The sequence below is a fragment of the Clostridioides sp. ZZV14-6009 genome, assembly GCF_020658095.1.
Lineage (GTDB): Bacteria > Bacillota > Clostridia > Peptostreptococcales > Peptostreptococcaceae > Clostridioides.
In genome coordinates this window covers 30,072-48,803 of the sequence record NZ_JAGWDG010000013.1, presented here as the reverse complement: position 1 = coordinate 48,803, position 18,732 = coordinate 30,072, and the positions used below count along the sequence as shown (strand labels likewise).

20 protein-coding genes are annotated in these 18,732 nt (G+C 29.9%); 18 read left to right on the top strand and 2 right to left on the bottom strand.

Annotation, left to right across the window (positions count from 1 at the left end; translation table 11 throughout):
* The first annotated feature begins 414 nt into the window (after window positions 1-414).
* From KGF36_RS20250 to KGF36_RS14830, 15 genes are all read left to right on the top strand, one after another.
* The gene (locus KGF36_RS20250) at window positions 415-549 is read left to right on the top strand and encodes a hypothetical protein (protein WP_255287867.1); all 135 of its coding nucleotides are present in this window, start codon (window positions 415-417) and stop codon (window positions 547-549) included.
* 66 nt (window positions 550-615) lie between these two features.
* Window positions 616-834 (top strand): hypothetical protein, encoded by a 219-nt coding sequence (locus tag KGF36_RS14895; protein ID WP_227829332.1) that lies wholly within the window; start codon window positions 616-618, stop codon window positions 832-834.
* Window positions 835-1,047: 213 nt separating this feature from the next.
* A complete protein-coding gene (locus tag KGF36_RS14890; RefSeq protein WP_227829333.1) occupies window positions 1,048-1,242 on the top strand; it encodes a hypothetical protein in 195 nt (64 codons plus the stop codon).
* 437 nt (window positions 1,243-1,679) lie between these two features.
* Window positions 1,680-1,967 carry a hypothetical protein gene (locus KGF36_RS14885; RefSeq protein ID WP_227829335.1) on the top strand — a complete coding sequence of 96 codons (288 nt, stop codon included), beginning with the start codon at window positions 1,680-1,682 and terminating at the stop codon, window positions 1,965-1,967.
* A 303-nt stretch (window positions 1,968-2,270) separates the two neighbouring features.
* Window positions 2,271-2,834 carry an NAD(P)H-dependent oxidoreductase gene (locus KGF36_RS14880; protein WP_227829336.1) on the top strand — a complete coding sequence of 188 codons (564 nt, stop codon included), beginning with the start codon at window positions 2,271-2,273 and terminating at the stop codon, window positions 2,832-2,834.
* 218 nt (window positions 2,835-3,052) lie between these two features.
* Window positions 3,053-4,225 carry an MATE family efflux transporter gene (locus KGF36_RS14875; RefSeq protein ID WP_227829337.1) on the top strand — a complete coding sequence of 391 codons (1,173 nt, stop codon included), beginning with the start codon at window positions 3,053-3,055 and terminating at the stop codon, window positions 4,223-4,225.
* A gap of 418 nt (window positions 4,226-4,643) precedes the next feature.
* Entirely contained in the window at window positions 4,644-5,339 is a 696-nt protein-coding gene (vanR, locus tag KGF36_RS14870; protein ID WP_227829338.1) for a VanR-ABDEGLN family response regulator transcription factor, read from the top strand.
* A 35-nt stretch (window positions 5,340-5,374) separates the two neighbouring features.
* A complete protein-coding gene (locus KGF36_RS14865) occupies window positions 5,375-5,890 on the top strand; it encodes a VanZ family protein (protein WP_227829339.1) in 516 nt (171 codons plus the stop codon).
* Between the two features lie 28 nt (window positions 5,891-5,918).
* Window positions 5,919-6,977, top strand: a complete 1,059-nt coding sequence (locus tag KGF36_RS14860; RefSeq protein ID WP_227829340.1) for a sensor histidine kinase — start codon at window positions 5,919-5,921, stop codon at window positions 6,975-6,977.
* A 133-nt stretch (window positions 6,978-7,110) separates the two neighbouring features.
* Complete coding sequence (locus tag KGF36_RS14855) at window positions 7,111-7,998, top strand: ABC transporter ATP-binding protein (RefSeq protein WP_227829341.1); 888 nt, start codon at window positions 7,111-7,113, stop codon at window positions 7,996-7,998.
* On the top strand, window positions 7,999-9,246 hold the full coding sequence (locus tag KGF36_RS14850) for an ABC transporter permease (protein WP_413926596.1): 1,248 nt from the start codon (window positions 7,999-8,001) through the stop codon (window positions 9,244-9,246). It abuts the gene before it with no gap.
* 396 nt (window positions 9,247-9,642) lie between these two features.
* Window positions 9,643-10,017, top strand: coding sequence for a DUF2089 domain-containing protein (locus KGF36_RS14845; protein ID WP_413926887.1), 375 nt, complete (start codon window positions 9,643-9,645; stop codon window positions 10,015-10,017).
* Between the two features lie 70 nt (window positions 10,018-10,087).
* Entirely contained in the window at window positions 10,088-10,540 is a 453-nt protein-coding gene (locus KGF36_RS14840; protein ID WP_227829374.1) for an SHOCT-like domain-containing protein, read from the top strand.
* 18 nt (window positions 10,541-10,558) lie between these two features.
* Entirely contained in the window at window positions 10,559-10,822 is a 264-nt protein-coding gene (locus KGF36_RS14835) for a hypothetical protein (RefSeq protein WP_227829343.1), read from the top strand.
* Window positions 10,823-10,985: 163 nt separating this feature from the next.
* Window positions 10,986-11,450 carry a VOC family protein gene (locus tag KGF36_RS14830; RefSeq protein WP_227829344.1) on the top strand — a complete coding sequence of 155 codons (465 nt, stop codon included), beginning with the start codon at window positions 10,986-10,988 and terminating at the stop codon, window positions 11,448-11,450.
* 386 nt (window positions 11,451-11,836) lie between these two features.
* Here KGF36_RS14830 and KGF36_RS14825 read toward each other — a convergent pair whose 3' ends face one another.
* Both KGF36_RS14825 and KGF36_RS14820 read right to left on the bottom strand, forming a co-directional pair.
* On the bottom strand, window positions 11,837-12,529 hold the full coding sequence (locus tag KGF36_RS14825; RefSeq protein ID WP_227829345.1) for an FCD domain-containing protein: 693 nt from the start codon (window positions 12,527-12,529) through the stop codon (window positions 11,837-11,839).
* A gap of 25 nt (window positions 12,530-12,554) precedes the next feature.
* Window positions 12,555-13,742: an MFS transporter gene (locus tag KGF36_RS14820; RefSeq protein WP_227829346.1), complete on the bottom strand. Its 1,188-nt coding sequence runs from the start codon at window positions 13,740-13,742 to the stop codon at window positions 12,555-12,557.
* Window positions 13,743-14,083: 341 nt separating this feature from the next.
* Between KGF36_RS14820 and KGF36_RS14815 the strand changes: the two genes are divergently transcribed.
* The 3 genes from KGF36_RS14815 (at window position 14,084) to KGF36_RS14805 (ending at window position 18,320) form a co-directional block, all read left to right on the top strand.
* Window positions 14,084-15,955, top strand: a complete 1,872-nt coding sequence (locus tag KGF36_RS14815) for a beta-glucoside-specific PTS transporter subunit IIABC (RefSeq protein ID WP_227854814.1) — start codon at window positions 14,084-14,086, stop codon at window positions 15,953-15,955.
* A gap of 85 nt (window positions 15,956-16,040) precedes the next feature.
* Window positions 16,041-17,447 (top strand): glycoside hydrolase family 1 protein, encoded by a 1,407-nt coding sequence (locus tag KGF36_RS14810; protein WP_227854813.1) that lies wholly within the window; start codon window positions 16,041-16,043, stop codon window positions 17,445-17,447.
* Window positions 17,448-17,471: 24 nt separating this feature from the next.
* A complete protein-coding gene (locus KGF36_RS14805) occupies window positions 17,472-18,320 on the top strand; it encodes a PRD domain-containing protein (protein WP_227842910.1) in 849 nt (282 codons plus the stop codon).
* Window positions 18,321-18,732 lie beyond the last annotated feature (412 nt).

Here is an 18,732-nt window from a genome sequence, read left to right as displayed (position 1 = left end):
ACTATGAAAATTAAAATCTATACCAAGTTCATAATTAGCAACTCTACTTAAATATTTTAAACTATTTATTGTTACACGTTCACCCATTTCTTTTTTACATACAAAGTTGGAGTTTATATATTGTTCACAGAATTTTAATTTTATTTATTTTTGTAACTTCTTATGTTTCTTTAAAAATTTTGTTAACACATTGCCAATATTTATTAAAAATAGGCATATGGAAAATAATGACATGAATTTGCTTTAATATTATTTTCTTATTTTTTAAAATTCTAAAGTTCTTCTAATACAGTTCACATTCAGTACACAAACTTTTGATAATATATAAGTAAGCTAAAGGTTATATAAATACTAAATGAATTTAAATATACATATTTGTATATAAAATATATGAGAACTTTAGGAGGAATAAGTATGAACATATCAAGAAGAGCTATGAAGATAATAGAAATAGCACAAAAGATTGCTAATAAAAAGGGTATAACTGTAGATGCAGCTTGGAATGATGCTGTTAGAGAATATAAAAAGAAATACGAATATGCTGCATAGATAGTAAGAGGTTTAGGTTAATTTCTAACTTTTTTATAAAGAAAATAATTACTAGGAGGTATAAACATGAAATGTCCTAACTGCGGTAGTGAGAAAATTCAAAAAAATATTAAATGGGGAGGAAAAAGTGATACTGGCAATGTTGGATTAAGATACAATTTACTAGGGGCGGCAACAGTATATTCTGATTTATGTTTAGAGTGTGGTGAAATAGTTAGAACATACATAATGGAAGATACTGATAAGGATTGGCAGGTAAAAAGAATAAAGAAGATAAAAAAATAGATTAACCCAAAAGGTCATCTTTGTAGATGGTCTTTTTTTATACAATAAATTAAAAAGGAGAATGATAAGATTAATGGTTTAAGAGAAAAGATAATAAAAGAATTAGATGAATTTATAGTTTTTAAATATGGTAAACATTTGGTAAACATTATTATGGTATTATTTAGAAAATAAGATAAAGAAAAGGAGATAATAATTATAAAAAAACAATTTATGGTTCTAGGATTATCAGGATTAATTGGTTTAAGCGGATTTGGATTACTTGCAAATAAATCATTTGCAGATACTCCTGTATCTGGAGATGTTTATAAAAAAGAAACAACTAAAGACACTCTAGAAAAAGGAAATACAATTTTGGATGATGGTGTTTATAAAAAAGAAACAACTAAAGATGTTGTAAAAGAATAATTTAGTTTTTTATATATAGTAAAAGAGTGGAAATTCATTCCGCTCTTTTTTTCTTTATTAAATAAATCAAAAAAGCAACTCTAATATTTAGTTATGTTCAAAATAAAGTAAGATGGATATAAAAGAAATTCTTATTTCAGGTATAGTGCTGTATATTTCAATTTCATTTTTAGCCAATGATATAATATATGCTATAAAGCAAATAAATTGGAAAATTCCAGCGTTGATATCACGTCTAGATTCAGTTTTTATTATGATGTAATTCATAACCAATTCATATGAGATACATCTAACATCCTCAACTAATAATTCTAGTAGATTATATCAATAGATGGAGTGAAGACTTTATAATAATTATAAAAATATGGAAAAATATGTTTAATATGATTTTAATAAGGTATAAATTTTTATAAATAGAATGATAAGGGGTGGATAAGATGTTAATATATGATAAGAGTTTTTATCCAAACAATGTTTATCCAGCGATAGATTTTCCTAAGATAAAAAGACAATTAAAATCAATATATAAGAATGATTTATCAGATTGTGGCAGTATATGTATAATAGAAAGAAAAGAATATTCTATGAGTATAAATAGTATAGGTGAGATAAATGTATATTATGACTTAGAATATGAAAATAATATACAAAGTATAGTTGATGAAGTTGAAAAGTTATTCAAATCTCAAGTTAAAAATTTTAGTATATCAAAACTCAAGAATTGATGATTAGGAAGGTAGCAACTAGAGAGATAGTTGTTACCTTTTTTTATTCAATGATAGTAATTCCTTTTTGTTAAACATAAGATTAGTAGCACTATGATATGATTTTGTATATAAGTACCAATAGACTAACATGTAAGATACTAAGGTATTAGTATTGCAAGTATGTTTGCTGATTTATTATGTAAAATTTCAATTAGTAAGGTCTAGCACTGAAAGAAATCATAGAAAAAGAAGAATTGATATGATATACTACAATTGTGTCTTTATTGGAAATAGTGCTTATCAAAGATTGTAGGTGAAAAAATGAGTAAAATTTTATTTTTAAATGCTTGTGTGCGTCCAGAGTCACGTACATATATTTTAGCTCAACATGTGTTAGATAAAATGGATGGTATTATTGAGGAAGTGAAATTAGAAAGAGAGCAGATTATGCCTTTGAATTGGGAAACCTTACAAAAAAGAGATATATATTCTCAAAATCATGACTTTTCTGCACCAATGTTTAGATATGCTCATCAATTTGTGGATGCAGATGAAATAGTAATTGCTGCTCCTTATTGGGATTTGACATTTCCAGCATCTATCCGAATTTATTTTGAAGCTGTAACAGTTTGTGGCTTAAGTTTTAAATATGCCTCAGATGGAACAGCACAAGGTCTTTGTAAAGCTAAAAGAATCATATATGTAACTACTGCTGGAGGATTAATTTCAGAATATAATTTAGGATATGATTACATTAAAGCTCTATGCCATATTTTCTATGGAATACCAGAAGTTATATGCTATAAAGCTGAAAATTTGGATATTAAGGGTGCAAATGTAAAAGCAATAATGGAGAATTCTATAAAAGAAATAGGCAAACGATAACTTAAGTATATTGCACTGAGATATAGTTTTAAAGACACATTGTAACCATTATAAGGAGAGAGAGTCTATGTTTTTGACAAGTAATGTAAACTACAAAAAAAATATAATTCTTCCGTCAAAAAAGAGATTCAGACTATGTCCATGGCAAGGAAGATATCGATGGATAACTCTGCAAACTAATTTATAAATTAATCAAGTTTAAAGGAGAGTTATTTATTATGGAACAATTGAATATGTTAGAGGAAAAACCAGTATTACCATTATTGATGAGAATGGCAATTCCTCCAATGATTTCTAATCTAATTATGTCTATGTATAATATTGTAGACAGTATTTTCGTTGCTAAAATTGGGCAAGATGCAGTTACAGCAGTGTCGTTAGTATATCCAATTCAAAACCTTATCTTATCAATAGCATTAGGATTCGGAATAAGTCTTGCTTCTTGTATATCACGTTACTTAGGAGCAAAACAAACATTAGTAGCTAATAAAATAGCAACACATGGTATCGTTTTTGTAGGGATTCACTATATCATTTCTATTCTGTTAGGATTATTTCTAATAAATCCTTTTTTAAGCCAGTTCATATCAGATTCAACTATAACCCAATGGGGATACGATTATGCTTTTATTATTATTTTATTTTCTTTTTCTTTACTATTTGAGGTAGCTATTGAAAATATCTTTGTAGCAACTGGAAAAACTGCTTTACCAATGTTGACACAAGGACTAGGCGCAATTACCAATATTATATTAGACCCTATATTAATTTTTGGCTTATGTGGTTTTCCTGCTATGGAAGTACGTGGAGCAGCTATCGCAACAGTTATAGGACAGATTGCAGGTATGCTTTTGGCAGTTTTTATATTAAAATATAAGATAAAAGAAGTACGTATAAATTTTCGAGGTTTTCGTATAAGTAGTTCCGTTTTAAAAGCCATTTATAGCGTTTCTATACCATCAACATTAATGTTGGCGGTACCTTCCATTATGGTATCAATATTAAATGGTATTCTTGCTACAATTTCACAGACAGCTGTTGCAACATTCGGGATTTTTTTTAAACTTCAAACATTCGTATATATGCCATCATACGGGCTTATGCAAGCATTGAGACCAGTTGTTGGTTATAACTATGGCGCAAAAAAATGGTTTAGAGCTGAAAAAGCAATAAAAATTTCTATTGTAATTATAAGTTGTATAATGCTATTTGGAATGATTTTATTTGAACTTATTCCAGCACAAATACTTACTTTATTTAATGCTGATGCTGAAATGAAATCTATAGGAATTACTGCATTACGTGTTATTTCTCCAGCTTTTATTATCTCTGTTATATCATTACTTTTATTTTATAAATTTAAAAAACAAGCAATTACAAGCATTACATAAATTTTATATAATAAGAATTGAAGATTTTAATTTTAGAGTAAATGAAAATGAGTTGTTTTCATTAGTCGTGTTTTATATTCATCTTTGAACATCATTATACTTTCTCTATCATTATCTTATATAGTCATAACTAAGCATTCTCTTGAGGGGGAGTGTTTTTTTCATTTATCCAAACAACATTCTTTACTTCATCAATTATTATTCAGCAAGATTGTTTGAAAATTGAATACCAGACACTATACATTCTAGTCGTATGTGGTTGCTACCAAAAGAAGCAGAAAAACCGAAAGATAGCCACAAAAAGTTATAAGGTTAAGAAATTCTTAATAATTTCTTATGCAGAAAATCATAAATAGTAAAGATTCTTTTGATATAATAATAAAATATCTTAGATATGCCCGAAAGGAGGAAAACAGTTATGAATGATAAAATTCTTGTAGTAGATGATGAACATGATATAGCAGACTTAATAGAGGTCTATCTGCAAAATGAAGATTATATTGTATTTAAGTATTATTCAGCTAAGGAAGCCCTTGCTTGTATAGAAAATACAGAGCTTGACCTTGCTATTTTAGATATTATGATGCCTGATGTAAATGGATTTGATATTTGTCGAAAAATACGTGAGAAGGACACTTTTCCAGTTATTATGTTAACTGCAAAAGATGAAGAAACTGACAAAATTACAGGATTAACTTTAGGAGCTGACGATTATGTCACAAAGCCTTTTCGTCCCCTTGAATTAATTGCTAGAGTAAAGGCTCAGCTGCGCAGATACAAAAAGTACAATCATATACAAGAAGAATCTGATACAAGTTCTGTTTTGTGTTATTCAGGTTTAGAAATTAATATTAAGACATATGAATGTCTACTTGACGGAAATCCTATTTCACTTACACCAACAGAGTATTCTATACTTTGTATTTTGCTACAGAACAAAGGAAATGTTGTTAGTTCTGAGGAATTGTTCCATAAAATATGGCAAGATGAGTATTATAGCAAAAGTAACAATACAATCACCGTTCATATACGACATTTACGTGAAAAAATGGGTGACACTATTGAAAAACCTAAATATATCAAAACTATATGGGGAGTGGGTTATAAAATTTAACTAAAACTCAACATGATGAGAGGAAAAGTTACGCTATGAAGAAAAAAAATAAACATTTAAAAATAATTAGTTGTGTATTATTCATGCTTTATTTAGTCTTATTAGTATGGATTATATTGTTTAAACTACAATTCAGAATAAGCGATATAGGTTACACAAGGAGTATCAACTTGATTCCCTTTCATTACTCTACTTCTGTTGGAGAACAGTTTCACTTTAAGGAAGTAATAGATAATATTTTAATTTTTATTCCTTTCGGAGTTTTACTTTCTATGTTGTCATCAAGAATGAAACTGCAAAATAAAGTTCTTATTATTTTTGGAACCAGTTTTATCTTTGAAATGATTCAGTATATTCTTGCTATTGGAAGTACAGATATTACAGACCTAATCACCAATATGTTCGGTGGAATAATTGGTATTAGTCTATATGCATTACTGCTGAAAATACTAAAAGATAAGCAAAAAACAGATACAGTAATTTCAACCCTAGCTGGAATCGTTGCAGTTCTTTTTTTAGTGCTGATGACAGTTCTTCTGTTATCCAATTAATGAATGTATAGATATGGAGGTGATAGCAATGACGAATAATGGTATAGAAAAGAAATTACGTATGAAACTCTGTATAACCTTAATTATTTATACCTTAGTTGGGTATGTTTTGACAATATTATTTGACTATGGATTCAGTAGATTTTCAAATACATTTTTTACGTGGCTACATCTTAGAGTTGAAGTCATTTATTTTCTATATTTGATTATAGGTTTTTTCTGTATTTTTTATCATTACTGGAAAAAACCGTGGGAATATTTGCAGGAAGTAATGAATGCCACTAAAACAATATATCAACCAAATGACAGCACCATTGAATTATCTGAACCACTCAAAGATATGGAGAAGCAGATGAACCAAATAAAAATGGCTGTTCTGATTAGCCAGCAAGCTGTAAAAGAAGCTGAAAACAAAAAAAATGAATTAGTTATGTATTTAGCTCATGATATTCGCACACCTCTTACCTCTGTAATAGGTTATTTAAGTCTACTGGATGAAGCACCTGACATACCAATAGAACAGAAAGCAAAATATATTGGAATTGCTTTGAAGAAATCTATACGTCTGGAAAAGCTCATTAATGAATTCTTTGAAATCACGAGGTACAATACACAGCAAATTCAACTAACAAAAACAAATGTAGATTTATACTATATGCTTGTACAACTCATTGATGAATTTTATCCTGTATTATCTGCTAAAGGAAATTCTGCTGTACTTAACGCAAATGAGAATCTGACGGTTTATGCTGATTCTGAAAAACTAGCTAGAGTGTTTAACAACATGCTCAAAAATGCTGTTACATACAGCTATCCTAATACAGAAATTCTGATTTACGCTCGAAGGGAACAGGATAAGATTAAAATTAAATTTGAAAACCAAGGGCAGACTATTCCAACAGAACAATTATCTACAATTTTTGAAAAATTTAACCGTTTAGATGAGGCTCGTAAATCGGATAGTGGTGGTGCAGGTCTTGGGCTTTCTATTGCCAATGAAATTATTCTTTTGCATGGCGGAGAAATTTTGGCTCAAAGTGAAAATGATAGGATTAGTTTTACTGTATTACTTCCAACTCAGTCTTAGGAAAACATTAATTGGATATTAGGATTTTCTTAGGAATTTATCCTGTTAATATTAAAGTTTAAAACGTCCTTGTTCAGTAAAATAAAACTGAACAAGGACGTTTGTCTTTGTATTATAAAAAAGGAGAAAAGGCATGGAATTGACAATTACAAATCTTAAAAAAAACTTTAAGGATAAAACCGCAGTTGATGATGTTTGTTTAAATCTTACACCTGGCGTGTGGGGACTTCTTGGAGCTAATGGTGCTGGTAAGACTACGCTTATGAAAATGATTGCGGATATTCTAAAACCAACTAGTGGGAAAATTATTTTTGATGGTAAGGATATTCATTCGATGGGAGAAGAATACAGAAATCTATTCGGTTTCTTACCGCAGGATTTTGGCTTCTTTCAAGATTTTACAGTAAAGGACTATTTGGAGTATGTGTCTGCATTAAAGGATGTTCCTGCTAGAGAAACAAGAAAAAAGATTGATAGCCTGCTACATACACTTACCTTGACTGATGTTAAAAATAAAAAAATTATCAAGTTATCTGGTGGAATGAAACGTCGAGTGGGAATTGCACAAGCAATGTTGAACGACCCTAAACTTCTAATAATGGATGAACCAACGGCTGGGCTTGACCCTGGAGAGAGGGTTCGTTTTCGCAACTTTATTTCAGAGTTCTCTCATGACAGGATTGTCCTTATTTCAACTCATATCGTATCTGATATTGAGTATATTGCCACTCAAAACGCCATTATGAAATCAGGAAGAATTCTTGATGTAGGGACAACCGATAAATTGGTCAAGCAAGTTACAGGTAAAGTTTGGAATTGTATCATACCTGCTGAAAAGATGCCTATGTATGAAATGCAGCTTCGTATTATTAACCAACGCAGTGAAGGTAATAATCAGGTATCAGTTCGTTATTTGGCAGATGAAGCCAAAACAAGTGATTCAGTAATGGCTCCACCCCGTTTGGAGGATTTATATTTATGGTTATTTCCACAAGAGGAAATCAGTGAGGAGGGAAAGTAAATGATGCGTATTTATCGTCTTGAAATAAAACGTGTGTTGAAATCACGTCGTTCTATCATTTTATTACTTATCGCATTATTCATGTCTGTGGTGATGGCTTGGCTTCCAGTCTTGTATGAGGATATCAATCAATATGATAAAAACGGCAACAAGGTAGCAGAGCTAAATGGGCTGGAAGCAATTGCTTATAAAAAATCACTTCGCTCTGAAAATAATGGAGAAGTTAATCCAGAAAAACTTAAAGAGGCTTTGAATAGCTATCAAAGTGCAGTTTCGGTGTATGGAGAAGACAGCCTTGATAGTGGTGAATTCCCTACAGATGTTTATATAAAAAAGGTATTCCCTATTCAATCTCTATTGGGAAGACTGCCAGAAGCCTATTCTAATTCAAAAACTGGTGAGGGAATAAGCTTAATGGATATTTCTCCTGATAAATTAGATGGCTTTTATGATCAGACGACGCAACATCTGAAAGATGTCATGCAGATGGAGCAAAAGAAATATCCAACCGCACAGGAACATGCTATACAAAAATATGTAGAAGTAAATACGCCTTTTAAGCTTTACGCTGGATATTCAAGAGACGCATTTGATTATATTATTCTATTTATTTTTCTTCTAGTCATTCTTTGTACGGCGGCTGTGACCCCTACGTTTTCTAATGAATACCAAACGGGTTCAGATAGCATTTTGCGCTGCACAAAACATGGACATTCTCGATTGGCAATTGCAAAGATTATGGCTGCACTTACTATTTTTACTGCAACATTCGCCATATGTATTTCAATTCATTTGATAATTTCAAATCTAGCATTTGGAACCGAGTGTATGAAAACATCTATGCAGATGCTATTTTCGGTTATCAGCTTGCCTGCACTCAATTTAGGGCAGCTTCAGATTACCTTGGCAATAGGAGGACTTATTTCTCTGTTGGCAACTGTCAGTTTCACACTGTTTTTATCAGCTAAATGCAAGGATTCACTTTCTGTTATCCAAATTGCTATTGTAACATGCTTACTTCCAATATTTACGTATTCGGCTGGAGCCAATTGGCTTACTTTTATCTTACCATCAGCAGGAGTAGGTATGCAAAATAGTTTATTGTACCAATTAATTAGCTTTAATTATCTGCATATTGGGCAGGCAAGCATTTGGGTACCGTATGTCATAATAGTGGCAGCAATAATTGAAATTCCTATATTTCTTTTTCTTGCTATACACGCTTATAACAAACATCAGGTTATATAAATCAACACTTTATGAACAACTGTTCAAAGGTTAAAAACCGTTGTTTGGTAATAGAAATGCTTGCTCTTAAACATAGGTGTTAGTAAAATGGCGGTTTTGAAGTAAAATCAAAGCCGCCATTTTCTAAAGAAGAATTGCGGAGGGTGTAATAAAGTCGCCCATTTTTAGGATATGATGGTATTTATGTATTTTGATTATATTCTTTTATAAACAAAAAGGAATTTGAAATAAGGATATAGAAACTAGTATTTCGATAATCAATTTATAAGTATAAATTGATTAATATTTTAGTGGCATATTAATTATTTTAATATTAATATTAATTATTTTAATATACATATTGACTTTATTAATTTTTTGATTTATATTATAGATATTAGATGGAAAGAAGGTGATATGATGTATCAAGTTATCAGCCGCTGTCCTGTCTGTGGAAGAAAACTTAAAGTTGTCAAGCTACAATGTGAAAACTGTGATACAGTGATTGAAAATGATTTCTGCCTCAGTGCATTTGACTATCTATCTGTAGATGATTTATTCTTTGCAGAAACATTTTTAAAATGTCGTGGCAATATAAAAGAAGTGGAAAAAGAATTAAAGATTTCTTATCCAACTGTTCGTTCTAGGTTAGATGATATTATACAAAAACTAGACGGAAAACCTAATGTGACATCTTCTTCTGATTCACATAAAAAAGAGATTTTAGATGCACTGGAAAAAGGAGAAATCTCTCCAGCAGAGGCATTAGAGCAAATGAAAGAAAATAAATGAAGCTCTATCTCTATCCCTGATAATAGCCAGAAGTAGTCACCAAAATACGAGGCTATTTCTGTTGGAATGGATGCAGAAGAGCAGAAATGAGGAAAATAATATGGATGAAAAAATGAGAATTTTAACAATGGTAGAGGAGGGAAAGCTCTCTGCCAAAGAGGCAATTGATTTGATTGATGCATTAGAAGAAACTACACCTCAAGAGGAGTTTACGAATTATTCAGAAGACTTTGATAGTCAAGCTTTTACCAAACAAAGCAGTACTTCATATGAAAATAAGATGTTGAAGATTATTGTGGATACTCCAGAGGGTGATAAAGTAAATGTGCAACTTCCTGTAAAGATTATACGTCAAATATTGAAAATGACAGGTAAGTTGCCAATTAAGAATGAAGATTTGCAAGGTATAGACCTAGATGCTCTTACTACCTCTATTCTTGAATGTCTGGATAATGAAACACTTGGAAATATCGTAGAGGTTGATTCGGCTGATGGTACTACAGTTAAAGTTTTTATAAAATAATACTAGGAGAATAGATTTATGCGCATTATTGTCCGCTCAAAAGAAACAAATTTGTGGTTACCCATACCACTGTTCTTAGCAAATACTGCAGTTCTTTTGTTGCCAGAATCGGTTATTGCAGAGATTAAAAAATCACTTCCAGAGCCATATCAGGAAGTCATTACCAAAAAATTTCTACAGGAACTCGTTCGAGAGTGTCAGTCTGTTCTTAAACAGTACAAGGGACTTGAGATTGTTCATGTGGAAACTCAGGATGGCACTTTTGTATCCATTCGCTTATAAAGTAGTGTTTATTTTGTATATTACTATTATTTAGAGAACTTACATTTATTTAGAGCACTCACATTTGTTGACTTAAAAAATACAAAAAGCATGTCCGTTTTTTACAATATTTTTTTCTGGTACAATGTTATAATCTATGTACTAATTTTAATGGAGGTAACTTATGAAATATGCAGGTTGTTTATTTGCAGTAAAAGATATTAAAATTGCCCGTAAATTCTATGAAGAATTATTTGATTTAAAAGTTATTGTTGACTATGGAAAAAACATTGTATTTGAGGGTGGGTTAGCATTACAAGAAGACTTTGATTGGTTGACAGGAATTTCAAAAGAAGATATGAAGAGCAAAGAGAATAACTGTGAAATATTTTTTGAAGCAGAACATTTTGAAGAGTTTATATTAAAACTAAATAAAAGAAATGATGTTACTTTACTTCATGGTGTAGAAGAAGCACCATGGGGGCAAAAGGTAGTTCGAATTTATGACTTGGATAACCATTTAATTGAAATAGGTGAGTCCATGAAATCAGTAGTTAATAGATTCCAAGAACAAGGTATGAATCTTACTGAAATAGCTACAAGAATGGATATAACTATTGATGATGTTAATCAAATTTTACAAGGCTAAATTATGGCTGATTAAGTAAATCTGAATATCAAATTAAGTAAGTCTGAATATCAAAATATAAAACAGTAAATTCTCATGATTTGCTGTTTTTTATATGCATAATTAAAGAAATGATATGATAATCATTAAAAATACACTAAACTAGGAAAAAAGAAATCTACAAAAGAATGCTTTATAATTGTTTATATTATAGTCAATTTTATTTTTAAGTAACGATTATATATAATCTAATATTAATTATAATACTTAATAAAATAATCTGTGAATAGTAAAACAGAGCTTATTTGGACACTATGTTTAGTAGTATGTTAAAACAAGCTCTTTGTGGTACATATTAAAATATTTAGTTCTCATAAGTATGAACTATCAGACCTATAAATAGAAGTTTAATCACGCTGAAATAACTGAATAACTCCCTCTAAATGGTTATACATTGATGTATAACCTAAATTAGCATCTTTACTATCAAAAGCCATCATTATCTCATGATGATGACTAATCATATCTTGAAGTGAGTTTCTATATTTAAAACCAAAGTATTGGTTAGAAGACACAGTTTTAGGTATTAGTTCATAATACTTTATAAAAATTGGATTGTGAGAAGCTAAAATTATTTCTTTGTGAAATTGCAGGTCAGCATCATAACATTCTTCTATTAAGCCTTGAGAAACTTTGTTTAGTTCTTCTACAGATTTCAAGTAAGCATATCTTATTCTTTGAAGTTCTTCAGAGGTAGCATTTAAAATGGCTAACTTAGTGGCTTCACTTTCTATAAGTTGTCTTGCTCTTAAAGATTCAACATAAAATTCTTGTATATTATGATTTTTATAAACTTCGTTATCAGAAAAAAGGTCAACTTTTTTAAATCCTTCAACTATGGGACTTGAATAGGGAATAGACCTAAGTATTCCTTCTTTACAAAGTTTGTCTATAGCATTCCTTACAGGAATTCTACTTATATTAAATAATTCAGCAATTTTTCTCTCACTTGGCAATTTACTATTAACTTTAAAAGTCCCATTTAGAATATTTTCTTTAATATAATCAATAATTTGTTCAGTGGCATTTAAATTTGTCATAAAAACTCCTAAACATATAATTTTTTTATGATTGTATTATATCACAGTTAAGAGTTAAATTTAATTTTTTATAGTATGTATAAGACAATATGGAAGCAATTACAGCAATAAAAGCTAAGGTAAAATAACCATATTGTATTGAAATATAATCTGATATTTTACCTACTAGCATTGGAAATATAGACATTCCTATAGCATAAACTGCTTGAAAAAACCCCATTGCAGTAGATTTTTGATACTTTGGTACATTTTTCATAGATTCGCTAGTAAGGTAAGAAAGAAGTATGCCCGTAGATATTCCTGGTAACGATTGTAGCATAAATATTATATTAATACTTTTTACTGTTGGAACTAGAAAGCAATAAACTGAAATCAAAAAAAATACTGATGGAATCCAAAATTTTGGTCCATGTTTTGTACAAAATTTAGTAGAAGCAAGTCCAGAAGATACAACAGCACATACCATATAAAATATAGAAGATAAGCCTATAATGGTGGAGCTAGAGCCTAGTTCTTTAAGAATTTGAGTAGTAAATGACATTGTTGTAGACATTTGGATGCCTTGTTGAATCAATGCCATAAAAGAAAAAAATACAAGTCTTTTATCTTTGCATATAGATAAATAATTCTTAAATGGTATTTTTTCGGTTGTTTTTCTTGAGTGATGATTTTTTACATTTAAGGCTAGAAGAGTACCAATGATTGAAGATATTACGCTCATAATACACAAATTTACCATTCCTAATTTTTCATAAAATAAGGTACTCATGACAAATCCAATTAACATTCCTAGGTTGTTTACCAATATTATCGTACTTGTAGCTTTTTGTTGATGTTCTATGGAAAAAAAATCAGTGTAGTGAACCATGTAAGAAATCCAAGTCGATGATGCTATTCCAGATAAGATATTAGCTATAAGAAATCCTTCTCCTCTAGGAGAAATAACTCTTATCAGAGATGCTAAACCAGCGAATAAAATTCCTGATAGTATAAATAGTTTATGCTTATTTACGGAATCTGCAAAAACTCCAACAGGAAGTCTTAGTAAGCATTGTGAGATTCCATATGAGCCTATTATTATACCAATCATGTTTGTAGATACGTTACATATACTTAAATATGGATTTTGAAAAGGTATGTATACGTATTGTGAAAACCAGAAAAATACAACAATAGAAAGTAAAAGTAATTTTTGATTAAATATTTTTTTCATATTATCCTCCAAGTGGTATATTTATAATGGAAATAATATACCATTTTGTTTATTAAATCAAGTATTTTAAAATTTAAAAAATAAATTTCAATATAACAATAAGAATTATTTGTTGAAAAATTATATTTTATAGTTGAATTAAGAAAACGCTTATGTTACTATAAAGTTAACAAATTTGAATATTACAGTAGACGTGTTACTGGTGATGCAGGCAAGATCGAATCAATTTTTATAGGTTACCTATATAGTACTATGGGTATAATCTATTTATTTGGTTCGATTTTTTTGTTTAATTGGCCATAAAAACAAAAAGCCTATAATTGAAGATGGAGGATTTATATATGGAGTATAAAAAAGTAGCTCAAGAAATTCTACAAAATGTAGGTGGAAAAGAGAATATAAATGAAGTTACTCACTGTATGACAAGACTTAGATTCAAAGTTAAAAGTACTTCTAAGGTCAATAAGGATAAGTTATCTAAAACTGAAGGAGTAATAACTGTTGTAGAGAGTATGGGTCAGATACAAGTTGTAATTGGTAATAAAGTAAAAAAGGTGTATGATGAGGTTGTAAAAATGGTACCTCAATCAAGTGAAATAGATAAGAAAAGTGGAAATGAAGAAAAACAAGGTATCATGAACTCTATATTATCTGCTGTAGCTGGAATATTTACACCTACAATACCTGCTATAGCAGGGGTTGGTATGATTAAAGGTATTTTATCAGTTCTTGCTATGTATTATATGAATAAAAATGGTGTAGATATAAAAGAGACTCAAAGTTATATTATTCTAAATGCTATGGCTGATTCTATATTCTATTTTATGCCTATCATACTAGGGTATACTGCGGCTAAAGTGTTTAATGCAAATAAAATAATATCTATGGTATTAGGGGCAACACTTTGTTATCCAACTTTTACAGCTTTGATGGCAGGAGAAGAAACAGTTAGATTTTTAGGCTTGGCAGTAACAAAGGCCACATATACATCATCTGTTATTCCAATAATTATTGCTATATGGGCTCTTTCATATGTTGAGAAAATACTGGAAAAGTATATACCTGAAGTAATTAAAATAATAATGGTTCCAACTTTATCATTAGTTATAATGTTACCTGCAACATTATTCTTATTTGGACCAATTGGGATATACGTAGGAAATGTTATAAACTTTGTTTACAAGTATATTTATGAACTAAGTCCTGCATTGTGTGGAGCATTCATAGGTGGATTATGGTGTGTATTGGTTATATTTGGTGCACATAGAGCACTACTACCAATAGGTATAAGTGATGTTGCTCAAACAGGAAGACAGAATTTATTGGCTTTTGCAGGAGCTGCAAACTTCTCGCAAGCAGGAGCTACTCTAGGGGTATTCTTTAAAACTAAAAATCAAGGATTAAAGACAATCTCTATGTCTGCAACTATAACGGCACTATTTGGTATAACTGAGCCTGCAATATATGGTGCTAATCTTAGGTTAAAAAAACCAATGGTATGTGCTGTAATATGTGGTGCAATCGGAGGTGGCATAATGGGAATGGGTGGCTCTTATGGTAACGCATTTGCAAACCAAGGTGTTTTAACTATACCTGTATATGCTGAAGCAGGAGCGTTAGGTTTTTTAAGTTATCTAGGAGGCTGTGCTATAGCATTTTTTGGTTCAGCAATTTTAACTTATTTGGTTGGGTTTGAGGACTTAGAAGAATCTTCTAAAGGAAATAGCTCTACTATAAAAGTAGAAACAAAAGATGGCGTTATTGATATAACTTCACCTGTGGAAGGAGATTGTATAGAATTATCAGAAGTGAAAGATGATGTATTTGCATCAAAAGCTATGGGAGAAGGTATAGCTGTATTACCTACAAAAGGAGTAATAATAGCTCCTACTGATTGTGAAGTAGCTTCTTTATTTCCAACATTACATGCAATAGGATTAAAGCTAGATAATGGAGCAGAAATGTTAATACATGTTGGAATTAATACAGTAGAGTTAAATGGAAAACACTTTGTAAAACATGTTAATCAGGGCGATTTAGTTAAAAAAGGTGCTAAACTGATAACCTTTGATATAGATGAAATAAAAAAAGCTGGATATGATGTAACTACACCAGTTATAGTAAATAATACGTTTGATTTTGCGCAAGTGATTTCTTGTAAATCTAGTCATGTATCTACAAATGATAAAATAATTTCATTAGTTAATAATTAAGTTGATTAGAACTATAAAGATTAACTCAGCGTAATAAATTAATAAATAAAACGATTAAAAAATTAATATAAAGGGAGTGACATTTATGAATACAGGATTTCCAAAAAATTTTTTATGGGGAGCATCATCTTCAGCATTTCAAGTAGAAGGAGCTTGGGATAAAGACAATAAAGGAAAAACAGTGGCTGATTACAATTCTTTTAAAAAGTCTCACTTGCAAGCAGACACTAAAGTAGCATCAGATTTTTATCATAATTATGAAGAAGATATTGAATTGATGAAAGAATTAGGAATGAAAACTTATCGTTTCTCAATTTCATGGGCAAGAATAATTCCAGATGGTGAAGGAGAAATAAACCAAAAAGGGCTAGATTTTTATAATAAAGTAATAGATAAATTAATAGAGTGTGACATTGAACCATTCGTAACTTTATATCACTTTGACCTGCCATTTACACTAGTGGAGAAGTATAATGGTTGGGAAAGTAGAGAGACTGTTTATGCTTTTGAAAGATTTGCCAAAGTATGCTTTGAGCACTTTGGAGATAGAGTGAAATATTGGCAACCTCATAATGAACAGAATTTAATAGTTAGAGTAGAAGAGAGAATTAATATATACAATGAAACAGACCCATGGAAGATAGATAAAATGCGTGCTCAAATGGATTATAATCTTTGTTTAGCCCATGCATTGGCTGTTAATGCATGCCATGAAATGATAGAAGGAAGCAAGATTGGAGCAGCAGTATCATCATCTGTAACATATCCTCTTACATCTAAACCAGAAGATGTATATGCTGCAAGAATGAATGATAACTTTAAAGTGTACTACATGCTTGATATGCATTATTATGGAGAATATCCTGGGTATTATATGAATTATCTTGAGAAAAGAAATATAGTTCCTCATATGGAAGATGAAGATAAAGAAGTACTTAAAAAAGCTAAAATGGATTTTATAGCTGTAAATTATTATAGAACAAACTGTGCAGAGGCTTTACCTGAGGATTCACAACATCCATTTGGGTTAAGAGAAGGAACAGTTGACTTTAGTATGTATGGATTATTTAAAATGTCGCTAAATCCTAATCTAAAGGCTTCAGAGTATGGTGCATCAATAGATTCATCAGGTCTTAGAGTTGCATTAAATGAATATTGGCAAAGGTATCACTTACCTGTTATAATAACGGAGAATGGGCTTGGAGCTAAAGATGTCCTTGAAGATGGTAAAATTCATGATGACTATCGTATAGATTATTTAAACAGTCACATAAATGCATGCAAATTAGCTATTGAAGATGGTGTAGAGATGATGGGATATTGTCTATGGTCATTTACAGACCTTTTAAGTTCTTCACAAGGTTTCAATAAACGTTATGGGCTTGTTTATATAAACAGAACAGACCACGAAACTTTAGATTTAAAAAGAATAAAGAAAGATAGTTTTTATTGGTATAAAGAAGTCATAGAGAGTAATGGAATAATAAAATAAATATAATATATTGAGGTTTTTAGTATGTACATTACAAAGGTATTAAATAATTCGTTGCTACTTGCAAAGGATGATAATGACGAAGAAATAATATTGATGGGAAAAGGAATTGGTCATAATTATAAGATTGGGTCTGAGTTAAATAAAGAAGATATAGAAAAAACTTTCGTTCTTCATGATGAAAATATAAAAAAGAGTATTATACAACTTGCATCAGAAATAGATGCAGAATACTTTGGTATAGCTCAAATGATAATCTCATATGGAATAGAAAAGTACAACTTAAAACTTATGAACCATATATACTTGGCTTTAACTGACCACATCGCCTTTGCAGTGAGACGATTTAAAGAAGGTATAATGATTGAGAATTACTATTTGTTTGAAATTAAAGAATTTAATCCAAAAGAATATGATATAGGAAAATATGCGATTACTGTTTTTAAGGAGGTTCTTGGTTTAGAACTACCAGAAGAGGAAATTGGTAATATAGCGGGCCATTTTATAAATGCACAACAAGACAATCCTTATAGTGATAGAAATAAGAGAAGTGCTAAAATTGTAAATGCCATTTTACAAATAGTTCATTATCACTTTTCTATTGTATATAATAAAGAATCCTTTTATTATATGAGATTTGTAATGCATCTAAAGGCCTTTTCTCAAAGATTTCTGTCTAATGAACCATCAAAAGAAAAGATAGATTTTATATATAATCAAGTACGCAAAAATTGTAAAGAAGAATATGAATGTGTAAAAAAAATAGGAGCTTATATATACAAGGAATATTCTAGAGAATTGCCTAGGCAGGAGGAATTATATTTAATGATTCATATTCATAAGATTCTAGGTGAATTAGATGAAAACTGTTAGAATGTTTTAGTATATTAGTAACTTGATAATAAAAATAAGAATTAATTAAATTTAAATAATGGAATTATTTTAAGAGATAGTTGTCAAACTATCTCTTAATTTTATGCAGAAGGTACCTATAAAAGAAGCAATTTAACAAATATGTTTAATCTTAATGTTATTAATATATTAGAAGAACTACAAAGTCAATTTTACTTTTCTTTATGACTTTAAATGATAAATACTAGCTATTTAACAAGCAGAACTATTTTTTATTTGAATTATCCATTATTTTGTATATATCTACTTAAAATAAGAGCACTGTGTGACAAGCATCATAATATTGGTTTTGTTATACTATTAATATAAAAAATGCAACTAAAAACAAAAACTACAAAACAGAGGCTAAGAAATAAAAATAAAATAATGGAGG